Annotated in this window: 19 protein-coding genes; 8 read left to right on the forward strand and 11 right to left on the reverse strand. The window is 59.6% G+C overall.

Translation table 11 applies throughout. The annotated features are described in order from the left end of the window. The first annotated feature begins 21 nt into the window (after positions 1-21). From J8Z04_RS07580 to J8Z04_RS07595, 4 genes are all read left to right on the forward strand, one after another. Positions 22-942 (forward strand): DUF58 domain-containing protein, encoded by a 921-nt coding sequence (locus J8Z04_RS07580; protein ID WP_081562865.1) that lies wholly within the window; start codon positions 22-24, stop codon positions 940-942. Then, positions 939-3695, forward strand: a complete 2757-nt coding sequence (locus J8Z04_RS07585; protein WP_192848452.1) for a DUF4159 domain-containing protein — start codon at positions 939-941, stop codon at positions 3693-3695. Before J8Z04_RS07580 ends, J8Z04_RS07585 begins: the two co-directional genes overlap by 4 nt. Next, positions 3692-5797 carry a glutamine amidotransferase gene (locus J8Z04_RS07590; protein WP_192848451.1) on the forward strand — a complete coding sequence of 702 codons (2106 nt, stop codon included), beginning with the start codon at positions 3692-3694 and terminating at the stop codon, positions 5795-5797. Before J8Z04_RS07585 ends, J8Z04_RS07590 begins: the two co-directional genes overlap by 4 nt. 123 nt (positions 5798-5920) lie before the next feature. Beyond that, a complete protein-coding gene (locus tag J8Z04_RS07595; RefSeq protein ID WP_192848450.1) occupies positions 5921-6622 on the forward strand; it encodes an ankyrin repeat domain-containing protein in 702 nt (233 codons plus the stop codon). Between the two features lie 97 nt (positions 6623-6719). Here J8Z04_RS07595 and J8Z04_RS07600 read toward each other — a convergent pair whose 3' ends face one another. From J8Z04_RS07600 to J8Z04_RS07620, 5 genes are all read right to left on the reverse strand, one after another. Beyond that, entirely contained in the window at positions 6720-6923 is a 204-nt protein-coding gene (locus tag J8Z04_RS07600; protein WP_043557871.1) for a hypothetical protein, read from the reverse strand. Positions 6924-6962: 39 nt separating this feature from the next. Further along, entirely contained in the window at positions 6963-8048 is a 1086-nt protein-coding gene (locus tag J8Z04_RS07605) for a site-specific DNA-methyltransferase (RefSeq protein ID WP_043557870.1), read from the reverse strand. Then, entirely contained in the window at positions 8045-8680 is a 636-nt protein-coding gene (locus tag J8Z04_RS07610; protein WP_192848449.1) for a ribonuclease HII, read from the reverse strand. Before J8Z04_RS07610 ends, J8Z04_RS07605 begins: the two co-directional genes overlap by 4 nt. Before the next feature lie 155 nt (positions 8681-8835). After that, positions 8836-9561, reverse strand: coding sequence for a DUF4339 domain-containing protein (locus J8Z04_RS07615; protein WP_192848448.1), 726 nt, complete (start codon positions 9559-9561; stop codon positions 8836-8838). 29 nt (positions 9562-9590) lie between these two features. Beyond that, complete coding sequence (locus J8Z04_RS07620; RefSeq protein ID WP_227449673.1) at positions 9591-9902, reverse strand: CsbD family protein; 312 nt, start codon at positions 9900-9902, stop codon at positions 9591-9593. A 261-nt stretch (positions 9903-10163) separates the two neighbouring features. On the opposite strand from J8Z04_RS07620, the gene J8Z04_RS07625 reads away from it, so the two are divergent. The 4 genes from J8Z04_RS07625 (at position 10164) to J8Z04_RS07640 (ending at position 19878) form a co-directional block, all read left to right on the forward strand. Further along, on the forward strand, positions 10164-11360 hold the full coding sequence (locus tag J8Z04_RS07625) for an efflux RND transporter periplasmic adaptor subunit (protein ID WP_086442049.1): 1197 nt from the start codon (positions 10164-10166) through the stop codon (positions 11358-11360). Between the two features lie 55 nt (positions 11361-11415). Then, positions 11416-14604, forward strand: coding sequence for an efflux RND transporter permease subunit (locus J8Z04_RS07630; protein WP_332067164.1), 3189 nt, complete (start codon positions 11416-11418; stop codon positions 14602-14604). Further along, on the forward strand, positions 14601-17858 hold the full coding sequence (locus J8Z04_RS07635) for an efflux RND transporter permease subunit (protein WP_192848446.1): 3258 nt from the start codon (positions 14601-14603) through the stop codon (positions 17856-17858). The genes J8Z04_RS07630 and J8Z04_RS07635 overlap by 4 nt, the downstream gene beginning before the upstream one ends. Before the next feature lie 499 nt (positions 17859-18357). Then, the gene (locus J8Z04_RS07640) at positions 18358-19878 is read left to right on the forward strand and encodes an efflux transporter outer membrane subunit (protein WP_043558323.1); all 1521 of its coding nucleotides are present in this window, start codon (positions 18358-18360) and stop codon (positions 19876-19878) included. Positions 19879-20220: 342 nt separating this feature from the next. On the opposite strand, the gene rplQ is transcribed toward J8Z04_RS07640, so the two are convergent. From rplQ to secY, 6 genes are all read right to left on the reverse strand, one after another. Next, positions 20221-20637, reverse strand: coding sequence for a 50S ribosomal protein L17 (gene rplQ, locus J8Z04_RS07645; protein WP_043557864.1), 417 nt, complete (start codon positions 20635-20637; stop codon positions 20221-20223). Between the two features lie 44 nt (positions 20638-20681). Next, positions 20682-21701: a DNA-directed RNA polymerase subunit alpha gene (locus J8Z04_RS07650; RefSeq protein ID WP_043558320.1), complete on the reverse strand. Its 1020-nt coding sequence runs from the start codon at positions 21699-21701 to the stop codon at positions 20682-20684. Positions 21702-21843: 142 nt separating this feature from the next. Continuing rightward, positions 21844-22236: a 30S ribosomal protein S11 gene (rpsK, locus tag J8Z04_RS07655; protein ID WP_043557862.1), complete on the reverse strand. Its 393-nt coding sequence runs from the start codon at positions 22234-22236 to the stop codon at positions 21844-21846. Between the two features lie 50 nt (positions 22237-22286). Then, entirely contained in the window at positions 22287-22664 is a 378-nt protein-coding gene (gene rpsM / locus J8Z04_RS07660; RefSeq protein ID WP_043558318.1) for a 30S ribosomal protein S13, read from the reverse strand. Positions 22665-22868: 204 nt separating this feature from the next. Beyond that, on the reverse strand, positions 22869-23447 hold the full coding sequence (locus J8Z04_RS07665) for an adenylate kinase (RefSeq protein ID WP_192848445.1): 579 nt from the start codon (positions 23445-23447) through the stop codon (positions 22869-22871). Then, on the reverse strand, positions 23444-24820 hold the full coding sequence (gene secY / locus J8Z04_RS07670) for a preprotein translocase subunit SecY (RefSeq protein WP_043557860.1): 1377 nt from the start codon (positions 24818-24820) through the stop codon (positions 23444-23446). Before secY ends, J8Z04_RS07665 begins: the two co-directional genes overlap by 4 nt. Positions 24821-24906 lie beyond the last annotated feature (86 nt).

Below are 24906 nucleotides of genomic sequence, written 5' to 3' on the forward strand. Positions count from 1 at the left end.
GGCGGTTCCCAGAGTACGGACATGGCCAGCTCACCCTCCTTCTTCCAGCGGTTTTTTGGCACTCGCAAAGGGCGTGATGCCGCCCCGCAGCCTGTCTCCCTGCCGGAGCTGGTTCTCTCAGCCCGAGGGCTGGCAAAGCAGCTGCGCAATGGCCCTCACGGCAACCGCAGAGCCGGGGACGGACATGAATTCTGGCAGTTCCGTCCCCATCAGCCAACAGAACCAGCCTCCCTGATCGACTGGAAACAGTCTGCCCGCTCGCCGGAACCAAACCTGCTCTGGGTTCGGGAGCGGGAGCAGCATGCCCCCCGGCCACTTTTCATCTGGGTTGACCCCTCTGCCTCCATGCGCTGGCGATCTGCCAACAGCCTGCCCAGCAAACATGACACCGCTCTGGCTGATGCCCTGGCCCTTGGCCAGGCAGCCCTGCTGGGCGGTGAGGATGTGGGCATTCCTGGCTTCCGGTCCCGTTTTTCCGGTCATCAGGCCTTGCCCCGTCTCGCCCATGCTCTCATGCAGCTTCCTCCCCGTGACGATACTGGCAGGGATGCGGTCCTGCCCAGCCTGACAGCTGTTCCCCCTCATGCAGCTCTGCTGCTCGTCAGTGACTTCCTTTGGAAAGAGGCCACCATGCAGCATTGCCTGGCGCCGCTGGCCACCCATCCCGGCCGCATCGCCCTGCTGGCCGTGCTGGACCCACAGGAGCATCGCCTGCCCTTCAGCGGGTCTGTCCAGTTTACCAGCTGCGAGGCTGAACCGGACCTGACACTCCCGGCCACGGAGAACCTGCATGAGGCCTATCAGGCCCGATTGACCGAACATTTCAGCCAGCTTGAAAAGATCGGAAAGGGACAGGCGCCCTTCTTCCGCCTCCATGTCACCGACCATCCTGCCCTGCCTGTCTTGGCGGACTGCCACACCTTCCTGCGGGGGCGGGCATGATCCTTCTCTCCCCTTACCTGCTGCTGTTCCTGCTCCTCCTGCCTGCCCTGTGGTGGCTGGTCCGGGCCATTCCTCCCCACCCCCGGCAACAGCGTTTCCCCTCTCTCATCCTGCTCCGCAGGCTCTCGCCTGTCCGACAGGATGCCGCACGCACGCCGCTCTGGCTCCTGCTCCTGCGCATGGTTGCCCTAGCTCTGCTTGTTCTGGCCTTTGCCCGGCCACTCCATCTCCCCGGACAGGACCAGCAGACCCCGCAGAAACTGGTTCTCATTCTGGATGATGACTGGGCAGCCACCCCACACTGGGATGACCGCAGGAAAAATGCCCTCGCTCTGGGAGAAGCCACACTCCGCTCCGGCGGGCGGGTGACCCTGCTGCTGAACACGCCAGAGGCGGACGGCCACATGCCTCGCCCCTTCCAGCCCGGTGACCGCACTGCCCTGCAACAGTTTCTTGCCGGTCTGTCTCCCCACACATGGCCTGGGGACCGGCAGACCCTCGCCCGCCAGCTTCAGGCGCTCGCCCCGGACCTGCATGGAGCAACGGTCATCGCACTTTCCAATGGCCTGGCACAGCCGGGGGATGAGGCCCTGCGTGCCGCCCTTCAGCCTGCCCACCGGACCGAAGATGTACGCTGGCCCCGCTGCGACCTCATCCGTCTTTCCATCCGGCAGGAAAGCCAGCTGACGGCACAGGCGGAAACACTCCCCGACTGCCCGGAGCAGACACGCCGCCTGCTGGGCATGACGCTGGAAAAAGACGGACATTTCGCCGTCCTGGCCGATACGCCACTTCCCACCGGAACCTGGCGTACCCTGCCTGACCCGGACCATTTCGATGCCTTCAGCCTGCCATCCGTTTCCGGTCCGGCAGGCATGGTGCTTCTACCCGGCAGGATGGACCAGCACCGGGTTGGCCTTCTGCACATCAATGGTGATGATACACCGCTGACAGGTAGCGGCTTCTACCTGACCCGTGCCCTGCAGGCTGTCATCCCCTATCAGGAGGGCACTGTGGACAGTCTCCTGCCCCGCCACCCGGACATCATCATCGCCACGGATGGCACACTCTCCGATGCGGGGCTGAGCGACATACTCGGCTGGGTCCGCAAAGGGGGCATCCTGATCCGCTTCGCAGGGCCGGAACTGGCCCGCCAGAGCCAGCAGACCATGAAAGACGATGACGCTGCTCTTCTGCCCGTGCCCCTCCTCTCCGGCATGAGGCAACTGGGGGGCCCCATGTCGTGGGGCAGCCCGCAGAAACTGGCTCCCTTCCCGGCAGACACCCCTTTCGCCGGGCTGACCATCCCCGAAGACGCCACCGTATCCCGTCAACTTCTGGCCCAGCCCACGGATGACCTGTCCCGGCATGTCTGGGCCACGCTGACCGATGGCACCCCCCTCGTAACTGCCCGGCAGGAAGGCGGCGGCCTGATCGTCTTCTTCCACATCACCCCGACGGCAGACTGGTCCAGCCTGCCACTCTCCGGCCTTTTCCCCCAGATGATGGAACGTCTCATCACCCGTACTCCCATCATGCAGACAAAGACAGGCACCAATCACACCACTTCGGACGCCCTGGCGCCATGGCGGGTCCTGACTCTCGACAAGACCCTCGTACCGCCATCCCCCGCCATCCGCCCGCTGCCCAGCACGACAGAACAGCCTGTCGATGCCCTCCATCAGGCCGGATTCTACGGAGGGGCTGCCCAGCATCACCCACTCAATCTGGCAGACCATCAGCCCCCTATGGCAGATGAAGCCGCTCTCGGTCCGATCAGGGCAGCAGGGCAGGCCACGCCAGAACAGCCCCTCTGGCCACCCCTCATGCTGCTAGCCCTCGGGCTGATCCTGCTGGACCTCTACCTCTCCCTCGGTCGGGCCGGACTGTTCCGCATGGCCCGCAACGCCACTCTTTCCCTGGGAGCCGGGCTGCTCATCGTGACGCAGTTGCAGGCCGCTACGACGGGGCAACCAGCCTCGGCCCCGCAGGCTCCTGTTCCTCCTGCGGCTCTGGCTATCCGTCTGGCCCATATCCAGACCGGTAACGCAGACACGGATGAGGCAGTCCAACAGGGGCTTGAAGGGCTGACGCACTTCCTCAACCAGCGCAGCACCACACATCTGGACAGTCCCGTAGGGGTCGTGCCGGGACAGGATGATCTGGCCTTCTATCCTCTCCTCTACTGGCCTGTCATACCCGGCACCCATCTGTATCCAGCCGGGAAAACAGCGCTTGCCCATTACCTGCAGCACAATGGCATGATCCTGATTGATGAGATGGGCGCAGGCAGCGCCATGGACGGTACGGATGGCCACGCTACCCGCACCGCCCTCAGACAGGCCATGGAGGGACTGCCCACCCCACCGCTTGCCAGACTGACCGACCAGCACACCCTCTCCCATACCTTCTATCTGCTGCACGATTTTCCCGGTCGCATTGCTGGACAGCCCGTCTATGTCGCCCGGCAGGGGAACAATGATGACAGCGAAACCGTAAGCCCTGTCATCATCGGCAATGCAGACTGGGCCCATGCCTGGGCCATTGACCAGAATGGAGAGCACCCTTTCGCCGTCATTCCTGATGGCGAAAATCAGCGGACACTGGCCTACCGCTTTGGTTTCAACACCATCATCTATGCCCTTACCGGCAACTACAAGAACGACCAGCGCCATTATCCAGAGATGCTGAAACGTCTCAGGAACGGGGATGATGACAGCCCTGATGACGCTGATGAAAGTGAGGCTCCATGACGGACGCCCTGTCTTCCATCATCTGGGCACCATTCCTGCCCCCTTGGCTGCTTGCAGCACTGGCGGGCCTATGCCTGCTCCCTGGTCTCTATGGTGCCCTGCGCGGAAGGCGGGATGTCCTCTGGCGGGTGGGTGCCATCCTGCTGGGGCTGCTCTGGCTGGCCAACCCCCGGCAGATACACCCCCACATGCAGACCCAGCCACAGGATGCCCTCCTCGTGGTGGATGTTTCCCCTTCCATGGACATCGGGCAACGGAAAGCCCTCGTCCAGCAGGCTCGTGCCCAACTGCTGCACCAGGGCCGGGCACTGCATGACCTGACAATCCATGAGCTGGAAGTTTCTGGCGGGCATGGCCAGGGCACACGCCTTTTCGACGCCATGGACCATGCCGCCCTCTCCCTGAACAATCCGGCAGGCACCTTCCTGCTCACGGACGGAATGGATCACGACATTCCCGACCAGCTTCCCCCGTCCCTCAAGGACATGACAGGCCGCATCATTCCCCTGCATCTCCTGCTTTCCGCCAGAGGGGAGGAAACGGACCGGCGGCTGCGGGTTCTCAGTGCCCCCCCTTATGTCATCATCGGCCAGACGGCCCATATCCGTGTTCAGGTCGATGATCTGGGAACGCCTGGCGGGCAGCCTGTCGATATTCTGGACCATGGCCCTGACGGCCAGACGAACATCCTCGCCCATACGAAGAGCGGCCAGCCCGTGGAGCTGGATGTCCCCGTCACCCATGCCGGGCTTACCCTGAAGGAGCTCACGGCCTCCCCCCTGCCGGGTGAAGCTTCCCTGCGGAACAACAGTACCATCATCCAGCTTCAGGGCGTGCGGGACAGGTTGCGTGTCCTGCTTGTTTCCGGTGTACCCAATCAGGGGGCCCGTGTCTGGCGCACCCTGCTGAAGGCCGATCCATCTGTTGATCTGGTCCACTTCACCATTCTGCGATCCCCCGATACGGAAGATGATACCCCCCTCTCCGACCTCGCCCTGATCCCTTTCCCCACGCATGAACTTTTTGCCCAAAAGATCAACAGCTTCGACCTCATCATTCTGGATGGCTTCCGCAACCAGAACATTCTGCCGGAGAGTTATCTGGAAAATATTGCCCGCTATGTCCGCAAGGGCGGTGGGCTGCTTGTGGTTGGTGGCCCGGAAATGACACAGCCGGGCACGTTGCAGGATACACCTGTCGGCGCCATCCTCCCTGCCCATGTCCCCTCTGAACAGGGTATCATGACACAGCCCTTCTCCCCCAGACGGACCGCCCTCGGGCTGTCCCATCCCGTCACGCAGGCCCTGCCGGAACAGGGCCCCTGGGGCAAAGAATGGGGCCCATGGTACAGGGCCCTCCGTACGGACCAGACGCAAGGCCGTACCCTTCTGGCCACACCTTCAGGGGCACCGCTGCTGGTGCTGGACCAGAAGGGACAGGGGCGTGTGGCCATGCTTCTCTCAGACCAGATCTGGCTCTGGTCCCGTGGGGAAAAAGGTGGAGGACCACAGGCCGAACTGCTGCGCCGCCTCTCACACTGGCTGATGAAGGAGCCGGAACTGGAAGAAAACCAGCTGGACGCCCATATCGAGCAGGGGCAGCTGCATGTCAGCCGCACCAGTCTGGCTCCTCTGGCCAATGTTCAGGCTGACATCATCGACCCGGATGGCCATCATGCTGTCCTTCCCCTCTCCCCCGTGCCGGGGCGTGACGGTATCTGGACAGGCAGCCTGCCCCTGCCATCACGGCCTGAGCAGAATGGCCGGATATGGACCGTCCAGCAGGGCGGGCTGAGCACGACCGTGGCCCTGCCTGAAACCAACCCGCTGGAAGACCAGGACCTGCGCAGTACCGCCACCAGGATGGCCTCCCTCGTGAGCCGCTCCGGTGGTGGCCTGTTCTGGCTCGGAACAGGGACCATCCCGGAGATCAGACAGGTCGCCGAAGGCCATCCCCTGCATGGAACAGGCTGGGCAGGGCTGCCCCTGCATCAGTCGGCCCTTGCAGCGGGCGGATCCAGCACGGCTTTTCTGCCAGGATGGCTGGCCCTCATCCTCATTCTTGCCATGATGGGCCTTGGCTGGTGGCGTGAAGGACGGTAAAACGACAGCAGTCCATGCTGTGGTGCCGTCACCCTGTGAAATTGACAGGCCCTGCCACTACCTGACATGATGCCTGCGGCCTGTCCCCCGTAGCTGGTAGAAAAGAAAGCACTGTTCCCGATCATGCGTCCATTGAGTTCATTCCTGCCCCGTCTCGCTTTCGCCATCGGTCTTTCGGCTGCCTCCATTGTGGTTCTGCCACACCGGGCCCATGCCCAGTCCGCCGATGAAGCCGAGGCCGAGCAGGAAGCCATGGACGCCCAGAAACAGGCCGAGGCCCGCAAGGATGCACGACGTGCGGCGCCACCTTCGGCCCTGCCCGGCGCAGAGACAGACAGCGGCGACAACAGCCATGCCCGGATGGACATCAACCCGACAGCCGCCCTGTTTGATGCCATCAACCGTGGGTCACTCATCGGCGCCAAAGAGGCCCTCAGCCGTGGTGCTGACATCAATGCCCGCAACGTGCTGGAGCAGACGCCTCTGGACCTTGCCATAGACCTTGGCCGCAATGACATCATGTTCCAGCTGCTTTCCCTGCGGACCTACAATCCCGATGGCAAGCTCATCACCAGCGCCACGCATGATGAGAGCAGCAGCCATATTACCGTCAATGGCCAGGCCAGCCTTGCCGCACGTGCTCCTGCGCCTGTTGTGGAAAATCCGGGCCAGCCCGTCCCCTCGGTCGGCTTTCTGGGCTTCGGGGGGCCGGCAGCCCCTCCGGCACGGACTGGAACAGCCCATGCCCCACAGCGCAGGCCCCACGCTATCGTGCATCGCACATCCCATCCGCAGAAAGCTCCAGCCCCTCGGACTGCGCCCTGAGCCTCTTCCTTTGTTTTCACAAAGCATGACTGATCATGAAAAAAGCCCTTCCCGTGGTCTGACGGAAAGGGCTTTTTTCATGGCAGCTGCCGGATGGTCACGATGAAGCCATTAGCGGCAGAGCGCTATAATAGATGATGGAAATGCCCGCCAGACAGATGAGAAAAATCAGCAGGTCCCAACAGAAACAGACAAAAGCGGACTTCTTCTGCGGGCGCATGATGATGAAATGAAACAGAATGGCAAAAACCAAAGCTATGACGGCAATGACCAGCCCGGTATGTGTCTCCAGAAAATCCATGCGTCGTCCCTTCCCTTCACATCTCTGAAAAGCCGTTTTTCAGGCAGTTCGGCGCAGCAGATGTGTCTCCTGCCGCAATGTATCAATGGACAGGAACTGCCCGTCCCGTTCAAAATACCAGAATGTCCAGCCATTGCAGGAGGCCGCATTGGTCAGCAGGGCCCCCAGCTTGTGAATGGATCCCCGATGCTGGCCGGATACCAGCGTTCCATCCGGTGAGACACGAGCCTTCAGCCGCTTCTGGCGATCATATACCACCGTACCGGCGGGCAGGCTGCCATTCTCCACGAAAGACCCGAACGGAATGCGGGGCATCTCCCGTTTGGCCGGAGTGATCTCCAGCTGGTCTGCTGGCAGAACTTCCACCCGCTCCAGCCGGGCTTCTGCTGCCTTGATGTAATCCGGATGCCTCTCAATGGCGAGATAACGGCGCCCCAGCTTTTTGGCCACGGCTGGGGTAGTCCCTGTCCCGCAGAACGGGTCCAGCACCACATCATCTTCTACCGTTGCGGCCAGCAGGGTCCGGTGCAACAGACTTTCCGGCTTCTGGGTCGGGTGCAGCTTCAGCCCGTGATCATTCTTCAGCCGTTCATTCCCCGTGCAGAGAGGCAGGTACCAGTCCGACCGCATCTGGAGGTCCTCATTGAGTGCCTTCATCGCCTGATAGTTGAAACGGTATTTGCTCTCCGGCCCCCGGGCAGCCCAGATCAGCGTTTCATGGGCATTGGTAAAGCGACGCCCCCGGAAGTTGGGCATGGGGTTCGACTTGCGCCAGATGATGTCATTAAGAATCCAGAACCCCAGGTCCTGCATGATCGCACCAAGACGGAAAATATTGTGATAGGAGCCGATCACCCAGATGGTTCCGTCCTTGTGCAGCAGACGGCGTGCCTCACCCAGCCAGGCACGGGTAAATTCATCATAAGCCTCATAGCCCGTGAATTTGTCCCAGTCATCATCCACGCCATCCACCACGCTCTCATCCGGGCGACGAAGCTCTCCCCGCAACTGAAGGTTGTAGGGAGGGTCAGCAAACACGCAGTTCACGCTGGCATCCGGAAGTGTCTTCATCACCTCCACACATTCCCCGCGTAAAATCCTGTTCAGGGGCATATCCGCTTTCATGCTGCGTGAACCTTTGCTGCGATCATCTGTCTCACAGGGGCAAAACTGCGCCTGTGATGGAGGGTTATCCCCTCTTCTTTCAGTCCCGTCAGATGATGTACCGTGCCATAACCAGCATTCCGGTCCCAACCATAATTACCATGGCGCATGGCGAGACGGGTCATCAGCCTGTCCCGCACGACCTTCGCCAGGATGGAAGCTGCCGCAATGGACAAACTCCGGCTGTCACCCTTGACGACCGTCTCCACACGGCAAGGCAGGGATGGTGCCCTGTTGCCATCAATCAGGGCAACGGCGGGCCATTCTCCCAACGCCTCGGCGAGGCGGACCATGGCCCGCCGCATGGCCAGATGGCAGGCCTGACCAATATTCAGCCGATCAATCTCCGGGACGGATGCCGCACCAAGAGCCGCACAGACCGTATCATCCTCCAGCAGAGCGGCATAAGCCTTCTCCCGGCGGCGGGCCGTCAGCTTCTTTGAGTCATCCAGCAGTCCGGACAGCAGAGGAGATGGTGGCGCACGGAACACAACCGCAGCCGCCACGACCGGCCCAGCCAGAGGGCCACGGCCGACCTCGTCCACACCGGCTACAAGCCCGTCATACTGTTCTTCCAGGCTGTAATCCGGCATCGGGTCCTTCTTCCACTCGCCTCACACGGCACATCATCAACGTGAGGCCGATTCTGAATCACTCCGAGTCGAAAGGAAAGACTTTTTTTGAAATAAAATGAGTCAATAGGAAAAATTATGCCCCGCTGGCCGGACAGACAGAAGCCGTCTGGCCATCAGAGCTCCACATGCCCGTTCTGGTCCGGACTTCCATCAGAAGATGCCCCGAACCCTCCATCACCATGAGACGCCTGACCATCCTGCCGGGGAAGCTCACGAGGGGACGAAGCAACCGGTTTTTCTGCCTGTTTCAGCTTCAGGAGCGGTTCAAAACCCGGTGGAGGATTGGAGAGAAGAATTCCGGCTTCCAGGAAGCCCAGGAAAAGGCAGGCAGCAAACAGCCCCACCCCACGGCGCAGCACTTTCATGCGGCACCAGAAATAACCCGGCAAGAACAGCCACCACCAGAAAGAAGGAGGTTTCACCCCAGCCCGGGCCAAGGTCTGGCGGTCCTTTATCAGCGTCAGAAACAGGATGACGTAAATACAGACACCCGTTACCGGCCGGTCCGGCGTGACCGCCCAATGTGTCCGCTGCCCGACAACGAGAAGAAGCAGGTCAACCAGCCCGGGAACCAGCATCAACCAGGCCCAGACGGACGACACCGCTCCCGCCACTCCTTCGTCCCGTGTGGATGACCGCCCACCCACGGCGACAAACAGCCGCACACCGGCGGAAGGCGACACAAGCCCAGCCTTGCTGGCCGGACGCCACTCATTCCCGAAACCCGGATGCCAGACGAGGGTTTGCGGCCGAATATGACGATGAATGATCAGCCGCACCATCTCGCTCTGCGATACTGGCCCAACCTCCCGACCATCCCGTTCGTAATACCAGTGCATGAACCCTCTCCGGCCTCCTGTTCCCTGTTTCAGCCACGCTTCCTGAAGAAGAGGCGTCCGATCACCAGCCCAACAAGGGAAACGATCCCCAGGGCAACGAAAGGACGCTCCTGAATGAAAGCGGCTACAGCCTCCAGGCGGCTTTCATTGGCATCGTAGAGATCCGCAAATTCATGTTTGGCACGACCACCCAGCTGGTCAATCTTCCCACCGGCCTGCATGGCAGCATCACCAGAGATCGCACCGACCGTGTCCTTCAGCCGACCTTTAGCTTCCTGCACGAAACCCTCGGCCTTCATCGACGTTGTATCAACCATTCCATCGCTCCCAATCAGCGCCATGCATTTCCATGCACCGTTTCACCTGTGGGCCCCAGTGCACTGCATGACGGGGCCACCCCGCAGATATGTAACCCTCATGGATTTTCTTCAAGAGGGGGACAGCCGTCCTCCTCCCTCAGGAGGAAGGTATTTTTGTGACTGCCGAATGTTTAGGTGCAATTCTGGCCAAGCATCTTTAATATGCGCCGGACTTTCTGACATAATGTCGATGACGTGCATGTCATGCACCGTTTCCCCAGCCTACAGGAGTGCCCTGCGACCATGAGCGCCGCCCCAGCTTCAGAAACCCGGCAGCCCGGCAGGGGGAAAAAATGGTGGATCATCGGGGCTGCCCTGGTCGCCATCCTGCTTTTCCTTGTCCTGCGTCCTCATGCCGGTGGTGGGCAGACCACCATGGCCCATGGCGACGTCGCCCAGGCCGTAGCCGTGGAGGCTGCCCACCGGGCCGATGTGCCGGTCATTCTCCAGCTGCTCGGTACGGTTGTCCCCATCACCAACGTCACCATCACACCCCGTGTCAGCGGGCACATACTGGCGGTCTATTATCAGGAAGGGCAGCACGTCCACCGTGGGGATGAGCTGGAACTGATCGACCCCCGCCCCTATGAGGCCACGCTGCACCAGTACATGGGCACCCTGGCCGCCGACCGTGCGCAGCTGGCCAAGGCCCGTGTGGACAATGCCCGCTACCAGAAGCTGATAAAGCAGAACTCCACATCGGCCATGCTGGCACAGGACCAGGCCTTCACCGTCCAGCAGCTTGAAGGGCAGGTCGCTTTTGACGAGGCCAATGTCCGCAATGCCGCACTGAATGTCCTGTACTGTCACATCGTCGCCCCGGTGGATGGCCGGGTGGGTATCCGTGCCCTGGATGCCGGCAACTATGTCACGGTCGGGCAATCCGGCGGGCTGACAACCCTGACCCAGATGCAGCCCATTTCCGTCATCTTCACCCTGCCGCAGAACAGCCTGCCGGATGTGCAGGACCAGCTGAACAGCCATCCCAGCCTGACCGTAGAAGCCTGGAGCAGCGACAACACCCGCCGCCTCGCTACCGGGACGGTCAATGCGCTGGACAGCCAGATTGATACGGCTACGGGGACCGTACGCCTGCGCGGCATCTTCCCCAACGAAACGGAGCGGCTTTTCCCCAATGAGTTCGTCAATGCCCATCTCCTCGTCCAGACACTGAAAGACGCCCTCGTCGTGCCCGGCAATGCCATACAGACAGGCCCTGACGGTGCCTTTGTCTATGCCGTACAGCGGGACATGACCGTGGCCATCCGCCTCGTGAAAACAGGCTATAGCGATGACCACCACACCGTCATTCTTTCCGGTCTCCAGGAAGGGGACCAGGTCGTGACAGATGGCGTCAACCATCTGCGCCCTGGCAGCAGGGTCACCATTGCTGCCGGGCCCGGTTCCTCCCCGAACCCTGCCACCACCCAACCGCACTGATGCCTGCAAGGATGCCCACGCCCCTCTCCTGCCCGCCGACCGGAAGCCCGAGCCCGTGAATCCCTCACGCATCTTCATCGAACGTCCCGTTGCCACCAGCCTGCTCATGCTGGCCATCATGCTGGCCGGTGTGCTGGGGTACCACTTCCTGCCCATCTCGGCCCTGCCGGAAGTGGAATATCCCACCATCACGGTCTCCACCTTCTATCCCGGTGCCAGCCCGGACGTGATGAGCACCTCCATCACCGCCCCGCTGGAAACACAGCTGGGACAGATGGCCGGGCTGGACCAGATGACCTCACAGTCCTCCGGCGGCGCCTCCGTCATCACGTTGCGCTTCGGGCTGAACATGAAGATGGACATTGCCGAGCAGGAAGTGCAGGCCGCCATCAACAATGTCGGCTCCCTGCTGCCCAGCGACCTGCCTGCACCCCCCATCTATGCCAAGGTCAACCCGGCGGACACGCCTGTCATGACGCTGGGCATCACCTCCCGCATCATGCCACTGCCGGAGGTGGAGGATTACGTCAACACACGGCTTGTCCAGAAGATCAGCCAGATTTCCGGCGTCGGGCTGGTGACGCTCTCTGGAGGCAACCGCAAGGCCTACCGGGTGCAGATCAATGTTCCAAAGCTGACCTCCTACGGCATTGCACTGGATACGGTCCGGACCATCATCGGCACAGTCAACGTCAACTCTCCGACAGGAACCTTCGATGGTCCCCAGCACGCCACCTCCCTGCGGATTGACGGGCAGATACAGTCTGTCGAACAGCTGATGGACCAGGTCATCGCCTATCAGAACAATGGGCCCATCCGCCTCCGTGATGTCGGGCGCGTGGTGGAGGGCGCAGAAAACAGCCAGCTTGCCGCCTGGGCCAACAGGACACCGGCTCTCATCCTCAACATCCAGCGGCAGCCCGGTGCCAATGTCATTGCCGTGGCGGACAATGTGCTGGCCATCCTCCCCCGCCTGAAACAGGAACTGCCACCGGGCATCGACATCATCCCCCTGACCGACCGCACGACCACCATCCGGGCGTCCGTCAAGGATGTGGGGTTCGAGCTTGTTCTGGCCATGCTGCTCGTCGTGGGGGTCATCTTCGTCTTTCTCTGCAATGTTCCGGCCACCATCATTCCGGGTCTCTCCGTCCCCCTCTCGCTGATCGGCACCCTGTCGGCGATGTACATGCTGGGCTTCTCGCTGGACAATCTGTCCCTCATGTCCCTCACCATCGCCTCCGGTTTTGTGGTGGATGATGCCATCGTGGTCATCGAGAACATTTCCCGCTTCGTGGAGGCTGGGGACGACCGCTACACTGCGGCCCTGAAGGGCGCAAAGGAAATCGGTTTCACCATCATCTCCCTGACCGTCTCCCTGATCGCCGTCCTCATTCCCCTGCTCTTCATGAGTGACGTGGTAGGCCGTCTCTTCCACGAATTCGCCATGACGCTGGCCATCACCATCACCATCTCGGCCCTGGTCTCCATCACGCTCGTGCCCATGATGTGCGCCCGGATGCTGAGCGAGCATGGCCCCACCAGACATGGCCATACCCGCCGTGAAGGTCGTCTGGCCATGTTCGCCCGAAAAACCGGCCAGATGATGGACTGGTGCATCCGCCATTATGACCATGCTCTCGGCATCGTCCTGCGGCACCAGCCCCTGACACTGCTCACCACGCTCGCCAGCCTCATCATTACCGGCCTGCTGGCCTGGTCCATCCCGAAAAGCTTTTTCCCCCCGCAGGATACGGGAGTGATCCAGGGTATTTCCATCATGCCAGCCAACATCTCTTTTGAAGGCATGAAGAAAAAGCAGGCCGAACTGGGAGCGCTCCTCCTCCAGAACCCGGATATTGTCAGCCTCTCCTCCTTCATCGGGATTGACGGCCAGAACATGACACTCAATTCCGGCCGTTTCCTCATCAATCTCAAGCCCAAAGAGATGCGGACCCACTCACTGGCAGAGATACAGGCCGGACTGGAAAAAGCCGCCACGGCCCTGCCGGGAGTTCACCTTTATACCCAACCCGTACAGGACCTCTCACTGGAATCATCCGTTTCGGCCATGCAGTACCAGTTCCTGCTGGAAACACCCGATTATGATGACTTCTCCCTCTGGGTGCCCCGCTTCCTTGATGCGCTGAAACATGAACCCTCTCTGGGAGGGGTCACCTCCGACCTTCAGGCGGATGGTCTGACCGCCATGCTGACGCTGGACCGGACCAACGGTGCCCGCTACTCCATCACCCCGCAGACGGTTGACAACCTGCTCTATGACAGTTTCGGCCAGCGGCAGGTGTCCACAATCTACACGCAGTCCAACCAGTACCGCGTGATTCTGGAGACAGACCCACGCTTCCAGAAACATGAAAGCAGCCTCTCCCAGCTCTATCTGCCCGGCATCTCTTCGGAGGCCGGAGGCAGCACGAGCGGCCCCAGCCGCCAGCCCACATCGGGACTGGTCCCGCTCCTCCAGGTCACGAGCCTTTCCCGCATCGTGTCTCCCCTGCTCATCACCCATTACGGGCAGTTCCCCGCCACGACGATCTCCTTCAATGTCGCACCGCATCATGCGCTGGGGGAGGCCACGACAGCCATTGACCATATCCGCCAGAAGATAGGCCTGCCCGCCACATTCCAGACAGCCTTCCAGGGAACAGCAGCCGCCTTCCGGAATTCCCTGACCAATGAGCTGGGGCTGGTCGTTGCTGCCATCGTGGCCGTTTATATCGTGCTGGGTGTGCTGTATGAGAGCTTCATCCACCCCGTGACGATCCTTTCGACCCTGCCCTCGGCGGCCATCGGTGCCCTGCTCGGGCTGTACGCATTCGGTATGCCGCTGGACATCATGGGCATCATCGGCATCGTGCTACTCATCGGCATCGTGAAGAAGAACGCCATCATGATGATCGACTTCGCCCTCCAGGCCGAACGTCAGGACGGGCTGGCACCTCCCGAAGCCATACGCCAGGCCGCCCTGCTGCGCTTCCGCCCCATCCTCATGACAACCCTTGCTGCCCTCTTTGGGGCGCTGCCGTTACTTCTCAGTGTCGGGACAGGGGCGGAGCTGCGCCGCCCACTGGGCGTGGCCATCGTCTTCGGGCTGATGCTGTCCCAGCTTCTCACCCTTTTCACCACACCTGTCATCTATCTCTTCATGAACCAGTGCAGCCTGAGGGTGAAGCGCTTCTTCCGGACCTCAGCCGATGACAGCGGCCTGCCTGCCGATACACCGTGAGTCTGATCCGCCTCTTCGTCACCCGGCCTGTCGGCACCATCCTCATGACACTGGCCATGTTCCTTGCAGGCTGCATCGGCTATGTGAACCTGCCTGTCTCCGACCTGCCTGATGTCGATTTTCCGGTTGTCATGGTCATTGCCAACCAGCCGGGCGGGTCTCCCTCCGAAATCGCCAGCACGATTGCCGAACCACTGGAGCGCCACCTTGGCGCCATCGCTGGAATCCGGGAGATCACCTCCCAGTCCACCGTGAACCAGACCCGGATTCTTCTCCAGTTCGATCTCTCCCGGGACATTGACGGGGCTGCCCGGGATGTACAGTCCGCCCTGCGGGCCGCCCGGCAGGACCTGCCCACTACCCTGCGCAGCGACCCGAGCTACATGAAGGCCAACGCAAACGGGCCGCCCATCATGGTCCTTTCGTTGACTTCACCCACCCGCACGCCGCAGCAGCTCTATGATTTTGCCAACAATGTCATCATGCCCGGCCTCAGCCAGGTCGAAGGGGTAGGCAATGTGGACATCCATGGCAGTGCGCTGCCTGCTGTCCGGGTGGAAATCAACCCCCTGCGCCTCTTCCGTTACGGCATCGGCTTTGAGGACATCCGGGCCGCCCTGACCTCTGCCAACGCCCATACACCAAAGGGCTTCATAGAGCTTCAGGGGCAGCGCCTCATCCTTGCCACCAACGACCAGGCCACGAAAGCAAGTGCCTACCGGTCTCTCATCATCGCCTACCGCAACGGCCAGCCTGTGCGTCTCTCCGACGTGGCTGATGTCGTGGACAGTGCAGAGGACCTCCGACAGGCCGGTTATGTCAACGGTGAGCCGGACATCATCTGTACCGTCTATCCCCAGAGCGGGGCCAATGTCATCAGAACAACCGATGGACTGAAAGCCCGCCTGCCCCAGCTGCGCACGGCCCTGCCGGGCAATACGAAACTGGACCTCCAGCTGGACAGGTCCATCACCATCCGGGCCTCTCTGGCCGATACGCAGCGCACGCTCATCCTGTCCGTCATTCTGGTCGTGTTCGTGGTGCTGCTCTTCCTGCGGGACGGTATTGCCGTCCTCATCCCGGCCATTACTGTTCCCGCCTCTATCGTCACCACATTCGCCCTGATGGATCTCCTTGGTTATCAGCTCGACATCATGTCGCTCATGGCCCTGACTATCGTGACCGGCTTTGTGGTGGATGATGCCATCGTCGTGCTGGAAAACATCACCCGCCACCGGGAAATGGGCAAGACAGCCCAGCAGGCTGCCATAGAAGGCACCGGAGAAGTCATTTTCACCGTCATTTCCATCACACTGTCGCTGATCGTCGTGTTTGTGCCCATCCTGCTCATGGAAGGGGTATCCGGCCTGTTCTTCCACGAATTTGCCATGACGATCATTCTGGCACTCTGCGTCTCCATGCTGCTCTCCCTCAGCCTGACCCCCATGCTCGGGGCCCTGCTGCTCGCCCCGGGGGACAGATACCGCCCCAGTCTGGTCCGGCGAGGCCTGCGCTGGTGTGGGGCCAGGCTGGATGATGGCTTCCGGATGCTGACAGCAGGCTACATGAGGTCACTCCATGCCATCATGCGCCATCCCGTACCCGTACTGCTCTCCCTGCCTCTCAGCCTGCTGCTGGCAGGCTGGCTCTTCGTCATCCTGCCGAAGGAACTGTTTCCCCAGCAGGATGAAAGCATGCTCATGGGACGGCTGGTAGCTGACCAGGACATTTCCTTCCATGCCTTGCAGGCCCTGACCATCCGGGTGGAAAAGCGGCTGGCAAAGGACCCGGATGTCGTCAGTGTCATTGGGGGGCCGGGCAAGCGTTCCGCCAACTCCGTGAATCTCTTCGTCACGCTGAAGCCAAAAGCCGAACGGAACGATGATATTTCCGCCACGGTCAGCCGGCTGAATCACATATTCCGACACAGGGCCGGTTTTTCCATCAGGTTGCGCCTGCCCAGCATGATCGGCGGGGGGGCACGATCAACAGACGGCGCTTATCAATACAGCCTTCAGGGCGACTCTGCGGAGGAGCTGTATCAATGGACACCCCGGGTCGTGACGGCGCTCTCCCACCTGCCCCTGCTCTCGGACGTGACCTCCGACGTGGAGGAGGGTGGCCGTGGCATCACGCTGGCCATCAACCGGGACATGGAGGCCCGCTACAGCATCACACCACAGCTTGTCAGCAACGCCCTGTACGACGCCTTTGGCCAGCGGGCTGCCTCCATCATCTATGAGCCCCTCAACCAGTACCGTGTCATCATGGAAGCTGCGCCCGTTTTCTGGGCCGATCCCGCTTTTCTGGAACAGATGCGTGTCAGTGTTACAGGGGGAACGGCCAACGGGGCCTATGCGTCCAACAACATCCGTGTCCGGGCCAGCAGCCGCCCTGCCACCATGTCGCAGAGCCAGCTTTCCTATCTGAATTCCGTGGCCAATGCTCTGGCCGGTGGCCGGTCAGCCTCCAATGGTTCGGCTGTTACCACCAGCAGCGAAACCATGGTCCCCCTGCCATTGCTCGGACCGCTGAAAGCAGTCAATGCGCCGCTTGCTGTCAACCATCAAGGCCAATTTGTCGCCACGACCATCTCCTTCAATCTGGCACCGGGGGCCAGCCTGGGACCCGCCATACAGGCGGTGGAAGGCACCATGGTCCGCCTTCACCTTCCCCACACCATACAGGGGGGATTCACCGGCAACGCCGCCAGTCTGAAGAAATCCGTCAGCCGGGAGCCACTCCTGATCCTCACAGCACTGGTAGCCGTCTATGTCGTGCTGGGCATCCTGTATGAAAGCCTGATCCACCCACTCACGATTCTCTCCACACTGCCTTCTGCCGGTGTGGGGGCTCTGTTGACCGTTGATCTGTTCGGGCAGCCTTTTTCACTTCTGACCCTGATCGGCGTCATTCTGCTCATCGGCATCGTCAAGAAAAATGCCATCATGCTGATCGACTTTGCCACCCATGCCCGCCATCAGGGCAAGACGGCAGAGGAAGCCATTCTCACAGCCAGCCATCTGCGTTTCCGCCCTATCCTCATGACAACGGCAGCCGCTGCCCTCGGAGCCGTTCCACTGCTTGTCGGTGGTGATTATGGCAGTGAAATGCGCCAGCCCCTTGGCCTCGCCATCCTGGGGGGGCTCTGCCTCAGCCAGCTTCTGACACTCTATACGACACCACTTGTCTATCTGTCACTCGACCGGCTGAGCCACAGGGTGCAGCGTTCACTCTTCAGGAAACATACATGACGTAATCTGCCCTCCGTATTGGAAAAACAAAAATCTCCTCCAATACGCCATGACAGATGTGATTGAATCATTCTCAGGAGAGAAAATTGCTTCAGAAAGACTGAAATACCTGATGGTTGTATGCATCGTATCTTATTATATTCTTTTTTTGGATCAAACAGATGAAGAAATCATAAATTCAGCCATGCGTGGGGACCGACAGACCTGTGACGGAAGGAATAGGCATCCACATACAGACCTGTCATCACACCACATTCAGACAGGCTGAGCCTGTTAAAAATTCTACTGCACATCTTTTGCCATCCTGGCTCAGTCATGCAAAACATCACATCCTGCCTTTCTTTCCCCACAAGATACCGCTAGCACCTTACCGGGCTTCCCTCAGCTTGCTGATATTCTTTATTCCAAAAACGTAATAATGCTCATGAACATGCCTCCATCTGATATAACACCTCCTCACACAACACATTACCTTATCCATCATCACGCCCGGATTTTCATGTCGCTTCCCTTTCGTGCCCTTCGCTCTGCCGTTCTGACAACAGGCCTGCTTGCTACACTGGGGGGCTGCATGGTCGGGCCGGATTATCACCGGCCAAAAGCGATCATCTCCTCACGCTTCAAAGAAGCCCCTCCACCTGAGGGCTGGACAAAAGCCAATCCGGCCATGAGCAACATGCCCAAGGGAAACTGGTGGACCGTTTTCAATGATCCCACGCTGAACGGACTGGAAGAGGAAGTCAGCCGTTCCAACCAGAGCCTGAAGCAGTATGAGGCGCAATACCGCAAAGCACGGGCCATGATCGACTCCGTGCGGGCCAGCCTTTTCCCTACCCTCAACGGCAAATTCGGCTTCAACCGCAATTCCAGCGGGGGCAGGACCATCAGCGGCCTGAATGCCGAACCCCATACCTTCGTCAACACCACCAACACCTGGACCATGGGGCCCAGTGCCAGCTGGACGATTGACGTCTGGGGCATGATCCGGCGGCAGATAGAACAGCAGGTCAGCTCGACACAGTCCAGCGCAGCCCTGCTGGCCAACATGCAGCTCTCCTACCAGCTGGAGTTGGCCACCGATTATATGAACCTGCGTTATCAGGACAGCCTGATTGACCTCTTCACACGCAATGTCGGCCTGTACCAGCATAATCTGGAGATTCTCAGCAACCAGCTGGCCGCCGGTGTCGCCGACCCCACCAGTGTGCTACAGGCCAAATACCAGCTGGAATCAACCCAGGCCAGTCTGGCCAACGCCCATGTGGCCCGTGCCCAATACGAGCATGCCATAGCCGTGCTGATCGGCCGTCCTCCGGCTGACCTGACCATTCCCCATGCACCGCTGCCCTTCACGCTGCCACCCATTCCACAGTTCCTTCCCTCCGACCTTTTGCAAAGGCGACCAGACATCGCCCAGGCCGAGCGGGAAATGGAAGGATACAATGCTGAAATCGGGTACGAGATCGGGGCCTTCTATCCGCAGATCACCCTGTCAGCCAGCTATGGCTACAGCGGAAATCCTATCCAGCATCTGATCCAGCTGGCAACACGCACATGGTCGCTCGGTGCAGCCGCCAGCGAGACCCTCTTCAATGGTGGGGCCCGTTCCGCTGCCGTACGGGAAGCCGAAGCCGACTACGACAACGCTGTTGCCAATTACAGACAGGTCGTGCTGAAGGCCCTGCAGGATACGGAGGACCAGCTCTCCAACCTGCATTATCTCGGCGACCAGATGACCTACCAGAATCAGGCTGTAGAGAGCGCACAGCGGGCCGTGGAAGTCTCCATGAACGAGTATCTGGCCGGAACACAGATATACACCACTGTCATCACGGCGCAGCAGACAGCCCTGCAATATGAAGAATCCCGCCTTCAGATACAACAGCAGCGCCTCAACAGTGTCATCCGCCTCATCACCGATATTGGTGGCGGCTGGAGCACAGACCAGCTACCCAGCAAGGATTCCCTCCAGACTGACAATCCCTTCCTGCCCAGCTTCATCCAGAAAGACAAAAATTGACCGCATCAAAAAAGGCGCCCTCTCCTCTGGGGAGAGAGACGCCTTTCCACGAGGACATGATTCTGTCCCGTGCCTTCAGGAAGGCTGCTGCTCCTGACAAGGCTTCTTCTTTCGGCCCAAAAGTATCCCTACGAAAAAAGCAAATCCAGTCCATCCCCAAGGATGGTCCATTACCAGATCCTCAATTACGTCCTGCACCATCCCCAGAATCGGGCTGCTTACGTCTTTCAGATTAGAACTCATGGCATTACCTGCTTTTCTATCGGGTACTCTTACCCCGTGAAAAAAGGCCGATGCCTGATGGCACCGACCTTTCCTTTATTCTCCCATTGGAGAAAAAGCTCAAGCAGCTTCCTGATCTTCTTTCTGAACAGGACCGCTATCTTTGCCCTTGGCCTCGACATCACGCTCGACCAGCTCAATCACGGCCATGTCGGCATTGTCGCCATAGCGGACGCCAGCCTTCAGCACACGGCTGTAGCCACCTGCACGGCCTGCATAACGCTTGCTCAGCTCAGAAAAGAGCTTGGTAACGATGGCATCATCACGCAGCTGGGCAAAAGCCTGACGGCGTGCATGAAGTGTGCCACGCTTGCCCAGCGTGATCAGCTTCTCGACAACCGGGCGAAGCTCTTTGGCCTTCGGCAGAGTCGTGGAGATCTGCTCATGCTTGATGAGCGCAACAGCCATGTTGCGGAACATCGCAGCGCGATGAGTGGAGGTGACGCCAAGTTTACGTCCGCTCAGATTATGACGCATGTTGTTTCCCTAATCCTTCTACCCGAACTTCCCAGCCGGGGTTCTTAGAATGTCTCGTCGAGACGCCGGGCCAGATCCTCAATGCTCTCCGGCGGCCAGGCCGGGACATTCATCCCCAGCGAAAGCCCCATGCCTGTGAGCACTTCCTTGATCTCATTCAGCGACTTACGACCAAAATTCGGAGTCCGCAGCATTTCCTGCTCGCTCTTCTGCACGAGGTCGCCAATATACACAATATTGTCGTTCTTCAGGCAGTTTGCGCTACGCACGGAAAGCTCAAGCTCATCCACCTTACGCAGAAGGTGACGGCTGAACGGCAGATCATCCTGCGGCTCTTCATTCTGAACCGGACGCGGCTCATCGAAATTGATGAAGAGCTGAAGCTGATCCTGCATGATGCGGGCAGCCAGTGCCAGTGCGTCTTCCGGAGTGACGACTCCGTTTGTCTCGACACTCAACAGCAGCTTGTCATAGTCGGTGACCTGTCCAACACGGGTCGGCTCCACCTTGTAAGACACACGCTGCACCGGCGAATAGATCGCATCAATGGGGATCAGCCCGATCGGTGCATCATCCGGACGGTTGGCAGAAGCAGGGACATAACCCTTGCCCATGTTCACCGTGAATTCCATGCCAAGCTTGACATCATCGTCAAGCGTGCAGATCACCAGCTCCGGATTCATGATCTCAATGTCATGGCCCGTCTGAATCTGCCCAGCCTTCACTTCTCCCGGCCCTGTTGCCGTGAGAACCATACGCTTCGGGCCCTCACCATGCATGCGCAAAGCAAGCTGCTTCACATTCAGCACGATGTCGGTCACATCCTCACGCACACCCGCAACGGATGAGAATTCGTGAAGGACCCCGTCAATCTGGATGGCCGTAACAGCAGCACCCTGAAGGGAGGAAAGAAGAATACGACGCAGGGCGTTGCCCATCGTCAGGCCAAAGCCACGCTCAAGCGGCTCTGCAACGATGGTTGCCATACGGGAAGGAACCGGGCCAGGCTCGACTTCAAGCTTCTCCGGTTTGATGAGAGACTGCCAATTTTTCTGGAGAACCAAGATCATGGCCTTTCAAACAACGAAGCCCGCCACAGGATGGCGGTGCCAGGCCCGCACTGTCGTGCGGTACGAACTCACCAAGGTCAATCTGGCTGCACCATCCATTCGTGACAGCCAGACCTACCAGATTTTTGCGTCCAGATCAGACGCGGCGACGCTTGCGCGGACGGCAACCGTTATGCGGCACCGGCGTCATGTCGCGGATGGATGTGATCGTGAACCCGACAGCCTGAAGGGCACGCAGAGCGCTCTCACGCCCTGAACCAGGACCGGAAACCTCAATCTCCAGCGTTTCCATGCCATGCTCGCGGGCCTTGCGCCCTGCATCCTCGGCAGCAACCTGAGCTGCATACGGGGTGGACTTGCGGGAGCCCTTGAAACCCTGTGCGCCGGAGGAGGACCAGGCGATGGCGTTGCCCTGGGCATCAGCAATCGTGATCATCGTGTTGTTGAAGGTGGAAAGAACGTGAGCAACACCGGAAATGATGTTTTTACGTTCCTTCTTACGGATACGCGGTGCGGCAGCCTTGGCCATAGTATGCTTGTCCTATTAAATCTGCGATAGGGTGAAAGAAGCGGCGCCTATCAGCGCGTTGCCTTCTTCTTACCTGCAATGGCAACAGCCTTACCCTTGCGGGTACGGGCGTTGGTATGCGTACGCTGACCACGAACCGGCAGACCACGACGATGACGCAGGCCACGATAGCAGCCAAGGTCCATCAGACGCTTGATGTTCATCGCCGTCTCACGACGGAGATCACCCTCCACACGATAATCGCTATCGATCAGGTCACGAATCTTCGTCACCTCATCATCAGACAGCTCATTCACGCGCTTGGCATTGTCGATACCGAGCTTCTCACAGATAGCCTGTGCGCTCGAAGGACCAATGCCATAAACATAGCGCAGACCGATGACCACCCGTTTGTTGGTCGGAATGTTTACGCCGGCAATACGTGCCACGCCAATTCTCCCATCCACACGGCCCAAAGCCGTGTTTACAAAAATCTTTGTCTGACCGGACCATGGCCGCTCACCGGCGTCGGTCCCCAGAACGATTCCAGCCCCACCATCAGGGCCGTACGCTCACCTTATGCTGGGCGAATATACTGCCCTGCCAGACAAGTCAAACCATAAAGATCACTTTTTCGTGATCAGCTCATTCATTCAGGAGTCTGCCCGATCGAGAATGGCATCAATCGCCCTCCCGACTGTTTCGACATCCTGCATACCATCAATGCGGTTCAGACGACCGTTCTGCTCATAATAGGGCAGGATGGGGGCCGTCTGCTTCCGGTACATCTCCAGCCGGGCATGGATCACCTCAGGATGATCATCAGCCCTGCGAGAGCCATCTTCATGCTGCCGTTCAGACAGACGCTTCACCAGCGCTTCCTCACTGACCTCCAGAAGAATGACTGCATCAATCTTAAGCCCCTGCTCCTTCAGCATGGAGTCCAGAATCTCTGCCTGGCTTTCAGTCCTCGGGAAACCATCAAGGATGACACCCTTTCCACAGTCAGGCTGAGCGATACGGTTTTCAATCATCTGAACGATGATCGGGTCAGGAACAAAATGCCCCTTCTCCATCAACGCCTTCACCTCCACACCAATCGGTGACTGCGCCTTCACCTCGGCACGAAGCATGTCCCCTGTTGAGATCTGCTTCATGCCCCGGCTGTCTTCAAGACGTTTTGCCTGTGTCCCTTTGCCCGCACCCGGCGGGCCAAGAAGAATGATGTTCACCGTAAGTTCCTTCTTTCCTTGCCCGCCCGGCCACGGGCTCCCTTCCGGCCACGCTGCTTGCGGATGAGCCCCTGATACTGATGGGCCACCAGATGGGACTGGACCTGTGTGACCGTATCGATCGTCACGGAGACAATGATGATCAGACTGGTTCCCCCAAAATAGAACGGCACATTATATTTGTTGATCAGGAACTGCGGCAGCAGACAGACCAGCACCATGTAGGCGGCACCGATAGTCGTCAGCCTTGAGAGAATCCGGTCAAAATAACGGGCCGTATTCGCACCCGGCCGGATACCCGGTACAAAACCACCCTGCTTTCTCAAATTCTCAGCTGTCTCTTCTGGATTGAAGGTTACCGCAGCATAGAAATAGGAGAAAAAGACGATCATGAAGGCATAGAATGCCATGTAAAGTGGCTGCCCCTGGGAAAGCCACTGCCCGACATGCCCCAGAAATCCACCATTGTTATGCATGAAGCCTGACAGCGTTGCTGGCACCAGCAGAACGGATGATGCAAAGATCGGCGGGATGACCCCGGCTGTATTGACCTTCAGCGGCATGTGCGTGGAATCGCCACCATAAATGCGGTTACCCACCTGCCTCTTGGGATACTGGATCACGACACGCCGTTGTGCCTGCTCCATGAACACGATGAAGGCAATGACAGCCAGCGCCAGCAGCAGGAAAACCACGACAAAAACCGGAGACAGCGCGCCAGTACGTCCCAGCTCCAGCAGGCTCCCCAGTGCATGAGGCAGGTTGGCCACGATACCCGAGAAAATGATCAGGGAAATACCGTTCCCGATACCCCTGGAGGTTATCTGCTCACCCAGCCACATCAGGAACAGGGTTCCCGTTACCAGCATCACAACATAAGAGACGAGGAAAGTCGGACCCGGCGAGATGACAGCACTGAGCCCTGCCTGCGTGTGCATGCTGCTCAGCCCCATGGCAAAGCCATAGGCCTGCACGATGGCGATCAGCACCGTCAGATAACGGGTATACTGGTTCAGTTTTTTGCGCCCACTCTCCCCTTCTTTCTTCAGCGCTTCCATGGAAGGCAAAGCCGTGGAAAGAAGCTGGATGATGATGGATGCACTGATGTAGGGCATGATGTTGAGAGCAAAAATGGTCATGCGCCCCAAAGCGCCACCCGTGAACATGTCAAACATGCCCAGGATGCCACCCTGCTGCTCCCCAACAAGCTGCCCCAGCACAGAGGCATCAATCCCCGGAACCGGGATGAATGTTCCCAGTCGATAAACAATCAACGCACCCAGCGTGAACCAGATCCGTTTTTTCAGCTCCGTCGCCTTCGCGAAGGCACCCATATTCAGGTTACCGGCCAGCTGTTCTGCGGCAGAAGCCATCTCCCCGTCCTTTCATGAAAACAGCGCCACCGCACATCGTACGGGACGCTGTTCACTAGTTCACCGTCGTCCCAGCAGGCTGGGCA

The organism is Bombella apis (genome assembly GCF_018221685.1).
GTDB classification, from domain to species: Bacteria; Pseudomonadota; Alphaproteobacteria; order Acetobacterales; family Acetobacteraceae; genus Bombella; species Bombella apis.

Excerpts from the sequence above, each read along its gene's own strand:
- J8Z04_RS07585 (WP_192848452.1), top strand. The coding sequence starts at position 939 with ATGATCCTTCTCTCCCCTTACCTGCTGCTGTTCCTGCTCCTCCTGCCT.
- J8Z04_RS07580 (WP_081562865.1), top strand. The coding sequence starts at position 22 with ATGGCCAGCTCACCCTCCTTCTTCCAGCGGTTTTTTGGCACTCGCAAA.
- J8Z04_RS07595 (WP_192848450.1), top strand. The coding sequence starts at position 5,921 with ATGCGTCCATTGAGTTCATTCCTGCCCCGTCTCGCTTTCGCCATCGGT.
- J8Z04_RS07640 (WP_043558323.1), top strand. The coding sequence starts at position 18,358 with ATGTCGCTTCCCTTTCGTGCCCTTCGCTCTGCCGTTCTGACAACAGGC.
- J8Z04_RS07615 (WP_192848448.1), bottom strand. The coding sequence starts at position 9,561 with ATGCACTGGTATTACGAACGGGATGGTCGGGAGGTTGGGCCAGTATCG.
- J8Z04_RS07590 (WP_192848451.1), top strand. The coding sequence starts at position 3,692 with ATGACGGACGCCCTGTCTTCCATCATCTGGGCACCATTCCTGCCCCCT.
- J8Z04_RS07625 (WP_086442049.1), top strand. The coding sequence starts at position 10,164 with ATGAGCGCCGCCCCAGCTTCAGAAACCCGGCAGCCCGGCAGGGGGAAA.
- J8Z04_RS07605 (WP_043557870.1), bottom strand. The coding sequence starts at position 8,048 with ATGAAAGCGGATATGCCCCTGAACAGGATTTTACGCGGGGAATGTGTG.
- rplQ (WP_043557864.1), bottom strand. The coding sequence starts at position 20,637 with ATGCGTCATAATCTGAGCGGACGTAAACTTGGCGTCACCTCCACTCAT.
- secY (WP_043557860.1), bottom strand. The coding sequence starts at position 24,820 with ATGGCTTCTGCCGCAGAACAGCTGGCCGGTAACCTGAATATGGGTGCC.
- J8Z04_RS07620 (WP_227449673.1), bottom strand. The coding sequence starts at position 9,902 with ATGGCGCTGATTGGGAGCGATGGAATGGTTGATACAACGTCGATGAAG.
- J8Z04_RS07610 (WP_192848449.1), bottom strand. The coding sequence starts at position 8,680 with ATGCCGGATTACAGCCTGGAAGAACAGTATGACGGGCTTGTAGCCGGT.
- rpsK (WP_043557862.1), bottom strand. The coding sequence starts at position 22,236 with ATGGCCAAGGCTGCCGCACCGCGTATCCGTAAGAAGGAACGTAAAAAC.
- J8Z04_RS07600 (WP_043557871.1), bottom strand. The coding sequence starts at position 6,923 with ATGGATTTTCTGGAGACACATACCGGGCTGGTCATTGCCGTCATAGCT.